Below are 8,892 nucleotides of genomic sequence, written 5' to 3'. Positions count from 1 at the left end.
GACCGCGTGGAGCGGCTCGTCCTGTACGGCAGCTACGCCCGGGGCAGCGAGATCGCCTCGGCGGAAGCGCGGGATTCCTTGCCGGCGCTCGTCGGACGTCATTGGGGCGTGGGCTCCCGGATCCTCGCCGACCTGTTCCTGCCGACCGCGACCGCGGCGGAGCGCGACGAGTTCGTGCGTTTCCAGCGCGCCGCCCTGTCCGCGGAGAAGGCGGCGCGCTCCCTCGCGGCGGTGTACGCGTTCGACGTCCGGGACGAGCTGGCGGCGATCGAGGTGCCGACCCTCGTCCTGCACCGCCGCGACGACCGCGCGATCCCGTTCGCCCTCGGTCAGGACGTGGCCGCCCGCATCCCGGGCGCCACCTTCGTCCCGCTCGACGGAACCGACCACCTGCCCTGGCGCGGCGACGCGGAATCGCTCGTCCGTCCCGTGCGGGAGTTCCTCGGCGCCGGCCGGGCCCGCCTGCCCGGCTCGCCGAGCCGCGAGCTCTCCGACCGCGAACTCGACGTCCTCCGCCTGATCGCCCAAGGGATGAGCGACCAGGAGATCGCGCGCCGGCTCGGGATCAGCGCCCACACGGCGCACCGGCACGTGTCGAACATCCGCGGCAAGCTCGGTGTGTCGTCCCGGGCGGCGGCCGCCGCGCACGCCGCCACCGCCGGGCTCCTTTGAGGCGATCAGTTCGCCGAGTGCCGGAGCACGGCCCAGACGATCTTGCCGCCCGACTGCCGCGGCGACCAGCCCGTGGCGTGTGCCAGGTGCGCCACGAGCCGAAGCCCGCTGCGCGGCTCCGGCGACTTCCGGCCGGGCGCGGGCAACAACACCGCGCGAGAGTCGTCATCGGCGACCGCGACGGTCAACCGGCCCAGCCGCAGCTCCAGGCGCAGCCGCGCCGGCGAACGCGCGTGTTCGGCGGCGTTGGCCACCAGTTCGCCGGCCACCGTGACCGCCGGAGCCGCCATCGGCTCGATGCTCCAGTTGCCGCAGGTGTCCGTGACGAACGGCGCCGCCGCACCCACGCTGCGCGGTGACGCCGGCAACCACAGATCGGTGCGGCGACGCGGTGGTGGCTCACCCAGGCTGCCCAGCGCGTCGAGCACCGTGGGCCGGACCGAGACGAAGCGCCGCATCGGGCCGTACCGCGACAAGGCCGCGTGCGCCGGTCCGGGAACCACCACCAACGCCACCGTCGACCACTGCGAGATCCGCAGCCACACCGCGACGAAGACGCTCGTCAGCCGGTCATGCACGATCTCGAGCGCCTCGAGATCGACGATCACCGCGCGCGGCTGGTCGGCCGCGCACTTGAGCAGCACGTCACGCAGCACCCCGTAGGTGCCTATGTCCAACACGCCGGACAGGCGAACGATCGTCGTCCCCTGCAGCTCGGACAGTTTCCACTCGAGCGGGCTGTCCGCACCCATGCCGTAGCTCGCCGCCTCTGCCTGGTGGAGCCCGGATCGTGCGCCGTGATCACTTGTGCCTGCGGCGCAAGAAGAAACTTCAACGCTACGTCCGGATCAACGGACGGTGACAGCGAATCCCACGGATTCACTCGATCCGGTGGCTACGACGCTTGGATTGCTTCTTTGCGTAACACTCATCCGCACCGTTCGGCGTAACGCCGGGCGCGGTTACTTCGCCGCCGGCCGCGTCCCGCCGCGGGCGACCACCACCGGGCAGAGCGCGTAGGACAGCACGGCCTGGCTGGTCGATCCCAGGGCCAGGGCGGCCAGCCCGCTCCGGCCGCGGCTGCCCACCACGAGCAGCTGCGCGCGGTCGGCCAGGTCGAGCAGGGCCTGGGCCGGGCGGCCCCGCTGGACCAGGCGCTCGACGTGGACGTCCGGGTACTGCTCCTGCCAGCCGGCCAGACGCTCGTCGAGCAGCTCGTGCGCCGACTGCTCGATCGCGTCGCCGTCCATGCTCCGGCGGCCTTCTTCGAAGAGCCCGGCCAGGAACGTGTCGTGCCAGGCGTGGACGGCGACCAGCGGAGCCCCACGCCAGGACGCCTCGTCGAACGCCACCGCGATCGCGTCTTCGCTCGCCGGGGTGCCGTCGACGCCGACGATCACCGGCCCCTCGGCCGGTGCCTCGTCTTCGGCGACGTGCGGGCGGATCAGCGCGACCGGGCACTCCGCGTGCGCGGCCAGGGCCAAGGACACCGAACCGAGCAGCACCCGCGCGGCCATCGGCTGTTCGGGCGGGCCGAGCACGATCATCGCCGCGGCTCCGGACTCGGCGAGCAGGCCCTCGGCCGGCTGTTCCGGGCGAAGCACGACCTCCGGTGTCAGCTCCGGCGCGACCTCGGCCACGGCGGCCCGGGCCGCCTCGAGCAGCCGCTGCCCGCGCGCCCCGGCCAGTTCGTAGAGCTCTTCGAAGTTCCCGCCGGTGTGCGGGTAGGCCACGGGAAGTTCTTCCGTGGCGTGCACCAGCCTGAGCCCGCGACGGCGCGCCACGGCGGCTCGCGCCGCCCAGCGGACCGCCGTCAACGCCGCAGCCGATCCGTCGACCCCGACCACCAGGTCCGTCGCCGAGCTCGCCATCCGGGTCCCCGCCTCTCCGCGTCCGCCAGGTCCGTCACGTCCGAGCCGAGTAAAGCACCGAACGCCACCCGCGGCGCGCGATCACGGCCCCGGTGGGGTGACGGGTTCGCTGAGCCGCGGCCGGCTACGAATCGTCGTCGGGCAGGACGGCGTCCGGGGGATACACCCAGGTGATGCCCAGCGATCCCAGGCCGCGCTGCACCAGGTCCTGCCGGATCTGGTGGGTGGTGCAGCCGCCGTAGACGAGGTGGGTCAGGTGCATGGTGTCCGCGTCCGGCGCCGGCACGGCGATCAGGCTGAGGACGCCGTCGCCGTAGTCGTAGTGCCTGCACTGTTCGCCGGGGCTCGCGTACTCCGCTTCGATCTTGGCTTCGTAGTCGCCGCGCCCGCCCTCGATCAGGGTCTCGAACAGCTCGTCGACGAGCGCTTTGACCTGCGGCGGGTGATCGATGTGGTGCGTGATCAGCGTGCTCCGCCGCCAGCTTCCGTCGCCGTGTGTGGTCACGCGCGTGTCCTCCCGGTGGTGCGTTCCTCCGCTGACGAGGGCGATCCCCCTCCACCGTAGGCGCATCCGGCGCGGCAGGGCGCCCGCTCGCGCGAGGTCGACGGCTACTTCGTCGCGGCGTCGAGGAACTTCTCCAGCTCGGCCCGGATGTCCGGCCCGCAGGGCTGGAACACGATCTCGGTGACGCCCCGGGCCGCGACCTCGTCGAGCCGCTGCCGGAGCTCGGCGCGCGTCCCGCTCATCGTCACGTCCCGCAGCATCGTGTGGCCGCCGGCCTTCCACGCCGCCTGGTCGGCCTCCCCCAGGTCCACGCAGTGACCGGCGTGGACCGCGAGGTGCCGCCGCTCCGGCGGCGTCCGCTCCACCACGTCCATCCACTCCGCGCCGCCCGGGAGGGCGCGCACGGCGGCGGCGCCGCCGAACTCGTAGGCGCCGTGGTAGGCCAGCGCCCAGCCGGGTCCGGCGGCCTGGCGTGCGTGTTCGGTGTCGGTGCCCTCGCCTTCGCCGAGTACCGTGCCCCACACCAGATAGGGCACCCACGAGTACTCGTTCACGAACTCCGGCAGCTGCAGCGTGACGTACAGCCCGTCGCCGAGTTCTTTCGCCACGCGATGTCCCTTGGGCCCCAGCGCCCCGATCAGGACGGGGACGTCGATGGGCCGGGCGGGGGCGTGGCCGTCCGGGTGCAGCATCTGCATCTGCGCCCCCTCCCACTCGACGACGTCGCCGCGCAGAAGGCCGCGGTAGGCCCGGATGTAAGCGTCCATATAGGACCAGGTGATCGCGCGGTACCCCATCGCCCGGCGGCCGGTGAAGCCGGTGCCGAAGGAGACCGCGACGCGGCCCGGCGCCAGCGCGGCGAGGGTGGCGGTCGCCGCGGCGTTGACCATCGGGTGCCGCAGGCTGGGCACCAGTACGCCGGGAGCGAGCCCGATCCGCTCGGTCCGCCCGGCGGCCAGCGCGAGCGTCATCCACACGTCGGTGCTCTGCTGGGGCGTGTCGTAGACCCACGCCCGGGTGTAGCCCAGCTCTTCGGCCAGTGCGATGTGGTCCGGGGTGCCGAGTGCGGTCGGGAAAGCGCAGGAGACGTCCATGACGGCCCTCCAGGTGCTCGTCGGATCAGGGCAGGCCGGCGTGCGGCACCTCGACATCGACCGAGAGGAGCTGGGCCTCGCGGACCGGACGGCGTTCGTGCTCGGGGAAGGACGGCGCCGCGCAGAGGAACAGCGTCCGGCCGTCGTCACCGCCGAGCATGCAGGCGAAGACCCCGGTGCCGGCGTCGATCTCCTCGAGGACCCGGCCGCCCTCCTCGACCCGGATGACGCGGTTGTGGACGGCGTCGGCCACCCAGATCGCGCCCTCGGCGTCGGCGCAGATGCCGTCGGGGGCCACCTCGAGCAGCTGCACCGCCTCGCCGACGTCGTCGGTCTGCGGGGTCTCCCCGAACTGCGCCCAGACGCGGCGGCCGCTCAGCTCGCCGTCCTCGCCGATGTCGAAGGCGGTCAACCGCCCGGCGAAGGTCTCGGCGACGACCAGTACGTTGCCGGGCAGGAGCACCATGCCGTTGGGGAACCCGAGATCCTCGGCGGCGACGGAGACGCTCCCGTCCGCGTCGACCCGGGTGAGGGTGGTGTAGCGCAGAGGCGCGCCGCCCATGAGGTCGAAGCCGAAGTTGCCCACCCAAGCACGGCCATGGTCGTCGACGACCATGTCGTTGAGCACACCCGACACCACGCCGGACAGGTCGGCGTGCTCCGTCAGCCGGCCCGACCCGTCACGCACGAGGAGGCGGTGATCGCGCATCGACACCACGAGCAGGCGCCCGTCGGGCAGGAACCCGAGGCCCGACGGCTGCCCGGGCACCTCGGCGACGACCTCGGTGCCGCCGCGGCCGTCGATCGTCACGACCTTCTCGGTGTAGAAGTCCGACACCCACAGCCGCCCGTCGTGCCACCTCGGGCATTCGAGGTAGGAGAACCCGTCGGCCACGACCGTCGGCTGCCTGGTCGCGGGCTGTCCCATCGCGACACTCCTCACGTCTTCGTCGACGTCCTGGTTTCGGCTGACTGAGCGCACAGTTACCATGACTCCGGGGCCGGGAGGTGTCAAGTCCGGGCCTCGGCGGAGGGGAGAGCACTGATGCCGGCGAAAGAGCGCCGTCGCGGCGGCGGACGACACCCGGCGTCGGCGGCGATGGAACTCACGACCAACCTCGGCCCCGAGACCGTCCCCGGCGAATTCTGGGGAGAGCACACCTCCCCGGTGGCCCGCGCGCTGCTGTCCTCAGCCGTGCAGTGCTTCGCCCGCAAGGGTTTTCACGCCACCACCACCCGCGACATCACCGCCGTCGTCGGCCTCAGCCCCGGTTCGCTGTACGTGCACTTCGCGTCGAAGGAGGCCGTGCTGTTCCACATCGCCCGGACCGGTCACGAGCGTGCCCTGGCGGCGCTGGCGGCCCGGCACGACGACGGCGACCCCCGGCGTCACCTCCGGCGGCTGGTGGCCGGGCACGTGTCGTGGCACGCGCGCCACCACACCGTGGCGAGGGTCTGCCAGTACGAACTGGCGGCGCTCGAGCCGGATCACCTCGGCGAGGTTCTCGACCTCCGGCAGCGGTTCTCCGCGCTGGTGCAGGCCGCCGTCGAACGCGGGGTCCGGGACGGCGTCTTCGACGTGCCCGACGTCGACCGGACGGTGCGCGCGATCCTGTCGCTCGGCATCGACCTGGTGCGCTGGTACCGCCTCGACGGCGCGGACTCCCCCGACGCCCTCGGCGAGTCGTACGCCGAGCTCGCCGCCCGGATGGTCGGCTCCTCCCCCGGCTGACGCCGCGGCCTCACCGCCACGGCATGTGCTGCAGGCACCAGGTGTTGCCGTCCGGGTCGGCGAAGTACGCGTAGAACACCCCGCCCATGTCCTCGACGGCGCCGACCTCGACACCACGCTCGACCAGCTGGGCGCGGGCCTGCTCGATGTCGGCGACCACCAGGTGCAGCCCGCGCACCGTGCCCGGCGGCATGGCCATGGCCTGCACGCCCTCGGTGAGGGAGATCGAGCAGGCCGAGCCGGGCGGGGTCAGCTGGACGATGCGCACGCCGTCCACCGGGCGGACGTCCACGTCGAGGGCGAACCCGAGGGCGTCCCGGTAAAAGCCGATGGCGCGGTCGATGTCGGTGACCGGCACGGGGACGAGTTCGAGCAGGTACGCGCCGGGGAGCACGGGCGGGTGGCCGGGGTCGCCGACGACGGCCGTGGGGTCGGCGGGGACCTCGGTGACGGGGTCATTCATGAGTGTCTCGTTTCTCGTGGTCCAGCAGGGAAGCGAGGCGGTCGTACGCCTCGCCGGCGCCGCGGCGCATCGGGCTGCGCACGACCTGGTCGCGGATTTCCGGTGACGGGTACCGCGCGGTGACGGTCATCGTGGTGTGGCCGCCGGTCTCGGCCAGCACGGTCGTGACCAGCGCGGCGCCTTCGGGCCAGCCGCGGTGGATCTCGGTCTGGACGAGGCGCACGGGCGGCTCGACTTCGCGGAACTCGCCGTACATCTCCATTTCCGCGCCACCGGGGCCGAGGCTGACGAACCGCCACTCGCCCCCGGGGCGCAGGTCGACGTCGCAGCCGGTCAGGTGCCAGCCGTGGGCGCCGTGCCAGCGACGCAGCAGTTCGGGCCGGGTGAGGGCGGCGAAGACGAGGTCGGCCGGAGCGGCGAAGGTCCGGGTGAGCAGGAGCCCGGTGGTGCCCGCCTCGGTGACCTGAAGTCCCGGGGCCGTCATGGCTGCAGGTCTTTCAGCAGGTCGTCGAGCTGGCGGTAGCTGGCTTCCCAGTAGTCGCGGTAGCCGGCCAGCCAGGCCGTGGCCGCCTTGAGCGGTTCGGCCACCAGGTGGCACGGCCGCCGCTGGGCGTCCCGGCCGCGTTGCACCAGCCCGGCCCGTTCGAGCACCCGGAGGTGTTTCGACACGGCGGGCTGGCTCATCGCGAAGGGGGCCGCGAGCTCGGTGACGGTCGCGTCGCCGGTCGCGAGCCGGGCGAGGATGGCCCGCCGCGTGGGGTCCGCGAGGGCCGCGAAGGTCGCGTCCAGGGTGCTGCTCGTGCCCATTGATAACCTTTCGGTTCCATAACCAAGTGGTTTATATCCGCAGGCCGCGGGGTTGTCAATGGGCACGAGCGGCGCGGCCGGCGCGACGGGACAGCTCGGCGAACGCCACCCGCAGCTCCGGCGGCCCGAGCACCTCGATCTCGGTGCCGAAGCGGGCCAGCCCCGCCGCGAGGGCGGCCCAGGACCAGGCCCCCGACGTCAGCCTGGTCCGGGTGGCGCCGAGGGCCTCGACGACGCCGTCGCCGGCGAACGGGGCCACCTCCGCCACCGGCAGGTCGAGGATCACCTCGCCGCGGCACGGCCAGGCGTCCGTGCTGTCGGAACCCTTGAACCGGGCCGAAAGGAACGCGGCCACGTCGCCGCCCGGGACCTCGCGGGGACCGAAGCGCGGCCCGTTCGGCACCCGCGGGGTCATCCGGTCGGCGCGGTAGGTCCGCCAGTCGCCGCGGTCGGGATCCCAGCCGACGACGTACCAGCGCCCGGCCCGCACCACCAGGTGGTGGGGCTGCACGCGGCGGGGTGGGCCCGGCTCGGCGTCCTCGGGCCGTCCCGGCGCGCGGTAGTCGAACCGCAGCTCCTCTCCCGCGCGGACCGCGGCGCTCAGCGTGAGCAGCACCCCGGTGTCGACCTGGGGATCGGCGGCGCGCCCGGCCGCGCCGACCTCGAGGGCGTCGACGCGCTGCCGCAGCCTCGACGGCAGCACCTGCCGCACCGTGGCCAGGGCCCGCGCGGCCGCCTCCTCGATGCCCGCGCCCGTGCCGACCGCGATTCGCAGCGCCACGGTGAGCGCGACCGCCTGCTCTTCGTCGAACAGCAGGGGCGGCATCTGGCTGCCCGCTTCGAGCCGGTAACCGCCGTCGGGGCCCTTGACCGCCTGGACGGGATAACCCAGCTCGCGCAACCGGTCGACGTCACGGCGCACGGTCCGCTCGCTCACCCCCAGCCGCTCGGCGAGCAGGCCGCCCGGCCAGTCACGGCGGGCCTGCAGCATGGACAGCAGCGACAGCAGCCGGCTGGAGGTGGTCGTCGAAGCGGCGATCGGCATGGTTTCACCATGACACAAGTAGCGGACGTTCCCTGTCCGGTACTGCTGACATCGTCGGTCTCAACGCCGGAAACCTCCGGCGGCAGGAACCACTCGCGAAGGACCGGAACACATGTCGCTCAACGCTGTCACCCACCTGAACTTCCACGGCCAGGCCCGCGAAGCCCTGGAGTTCTACCAGTCGGTGTTCGGCGGGCAGCTCACCGTCGCCACCTACGCCGACTTCGGGATGCCCGCCGAAGTGCCCGGCGCCGACCGTGTCGTGTTCGGCCAGGTCGTCGCCGACAACGGCTTCCGGGTCATGGCCTACGACGTGCCCGGCGAGCACACGCCGGCCGCCCCGGGCGCGCCCACCACGCACCGCGAAAACGGCACCACGATCACGAAGGAGCCGTTCTTCCTGTCCGTCCGCGGCGAGAGCCTCGACGAGGTCACTCCCGTGTGGGACGGCCTCGCCAAGGGCGCGACCGTGATCGAGGCGTTCGGCCCCGCCCCGTGGGCGCCCGGCTTCGGGATGCTCGCCGACCGCTTCGGCGTCACCTGGATCGTCGACGTCGCGGCCTGACCCTTCCCCCGGGGAGTGGGGGGGGGGGCGGGGGCCCCCCCCCCCCCCCCCCCCCCCCCCCCCCCCCCCCCCCCCCCCCCCCGGCCCCCCCCCCCCCCCCCCCCCCCCCCCCCCCCCCCCCCCCCCCCCCCCCCCCCC

General features: G+C 73.4%; 12 protein-coding genes. 3 read left to right on the top strand and 9 right to left on the bottom strand.

Annotated elements, in window-relative coordinates; all coding sequences use genetic code 11:
* Positions 1-672, top strand: a 672-nt coding sequence (locus ACGFMK_RS48340; RefSeq protein ID WP_392778640.1) for a LuxR C-terminal-related transcriptional regulator, incomplete at its 5' end; no start/stop codon positions are given.
* A gap of 5 nt (positions 673-677) precedes the next feature.
* On the opposite strand, the gene ACGFMK_RS48335 is transcribed toward ACGFMK_RS48340, so the two are convergent.
* The 5 genes from ACGFMK_RS48335 to ACGFMK_RS48315 form a co-directional block, all read right to left on the bottom strand.
* A complete protein-coding gene (locus ACGFMK_RS48335; protein ID WP_392778637.1) occupies positions 678-1,424 on the bottom strand; it encodes an ATP-binding protein in 747 nt (248 codons plus the stop codon).
* Between the two features lie 210 nt (positions 1,425-1,634).
* Positions 1,635-2,543, bottom strand: a complete 909-nt coding sequence (locus tag ACGFMK_RS48330) for a universal stress protein (RefSeq protein WP_392778634.1) — start codon at positions 2,541-2,543, stop codon at positions 1,635-1,637.
* Positions 2,544-2,667: 124 nt separating this feature from the next.
* Positions 2,668-3,048 carry a hypothetical protein gene (locus tag ACGFMK_RS48325; protein WP_392778631.1) on the bottom strand — a complete coding sequence of 127 codons (381 nt, stop codon included), beginning with the start codon at positions 3,046-3,048 and terminating at the stop codon, positions 2,668-2,670.
* A gap of 104 nt (positions 3,049-3,152) precedes the next feature.
* Entirely contained in the window at positions 3,153-4,142 is a 990-nt protein-coding gene (locus ACGFMK_RS48320) for an LLM class flavin-dependent oxidoreductase (RefSeq protein ID WP_392778628.1), read from the bottom strand.
* Positions 4,143-4,167: 25 nt separating this feature from the next.
* Positions 4,168-5,070, bottom strand: a complete 903-nt coding sequence (locus tag ACGFMK_RS48315) for an SMP-30/gluconolactonase/LRE family protein (RefSeq protein ID WP_392778625.1) — start codon at positions 5,068-5,070, stop codon at positions 4,168-4,170.
* Positions 5,071-5,187: 117 nt separating this feature from the next.
* Here ACGFMK_RS48315 and ACGFMK_RS48310 point away from each other — a divergent pair, with 117 nt between their 5' ends.
* Positions 5,188-5,874: a TetR/AcrR family transcriptional regulator gene (locus ACGFMK_RS48310; protein ID WP_392778622.1), complete on the top strand. Its 687-nt coding sequence runs from the start codon at positions 5,188-5,190 to the stop codon at positions 5,872-5,874.
* Positions 5,875-5,884: 10 nt separating this feature from the next.
* Here the strand turns inward: ACGFMK_RS48310 and ACGFMK_RS48305 are convergent, their stop codons facing one another.
* Genes ACGFMK_RS48305 through ACGFMK_RS48290 form a run of 4 tightly spaced genes read right to left on the bottom strand, consistent with a single transcriptional unit; the run spans position 5,885 to position 8,189 of the window.
* On the bottom strand, positions 5,885-6,337 hold the full coding sequence (locus ACGFMK_RS48305; protein ID WP_392778619.1) for a VOC family protein: 453 nt from the start codon (positions 6,335-6,337) through the stop codon (positions 5,885-5,887).
* On the bottom strand, positions 6,330-6,821 hold the full coding sequence (locus ACGFMK_RS48300; protein ID WP_392778616.1) for an SRPBCC family protein: 492 nt from the start codon (positions 6,819-6,821) through the stop codon (positions 6,330-6,332). The genes ACGFMK_RS48305 and ACGFMK_RS48300 overlap by 8 nt, the downstream gene beginning before the upstream one ends.
* On the bottom strand, positions 6,818-7,144 hold the full coding sequence (locus tag ACGFMK_RS48295) for a metalloregulator ArsR/SmtB family transcription factor (RefSeq protein WP_323327260.1): 327 nt from the start codon (positions 7,142-7,144) through the stop codon (positions 6,818-6,820). The genes ACGFMK_RS48300 and ACGFMK_RS48295 overlap by 4 nt, the downstream gene beginning before the upstream one ends.
* 55 nt (positions 7,145-7,199) lie before the next feature.
* Complete coding sequence (locus ACGFMK_RS48290) at positions 7,200-8,189, bottom strand: helix-turn-helix transcriptional regulator (RefSeq protein WP_392778613.1); 990 nt, start codon at positions 8,187-8,189, stop codon at positions 7,200-7,202.
* Between the two features lie 112 nt (positions 8,190-8,301).
* Here ACGFMK_RS48290 and ACGFMK_RS48285 point away from each other — a divergent pair, with 112 nt between their 5' ends.
* On the top strand, positions 8,302-8,754 hold the full coding sequence (locus tag ACGFMK_RS48285; protein WP_392778611.1) for a VOC family protein: 453 nt from the start codon (positions 8,302-8,304) through the stop codon (positions 8,752-8,754).
* Positions 8,755-8,892 lie beyond the last annotated feature (138 nt).

The organism is Amycolatopsis sp. NPDC049252 (genome assembly GCF_043197175.1).
Lineage (GTDB): Bacteria > Actinomycetota > Actinomycetes > Mycobacteriales > Pseudonocardiaceae > Amycolatopsis.
Note: the sequence above shows the minus strand (reverse complement) of the source record. Positions and strands in the feature narration are given on the sequence as shown.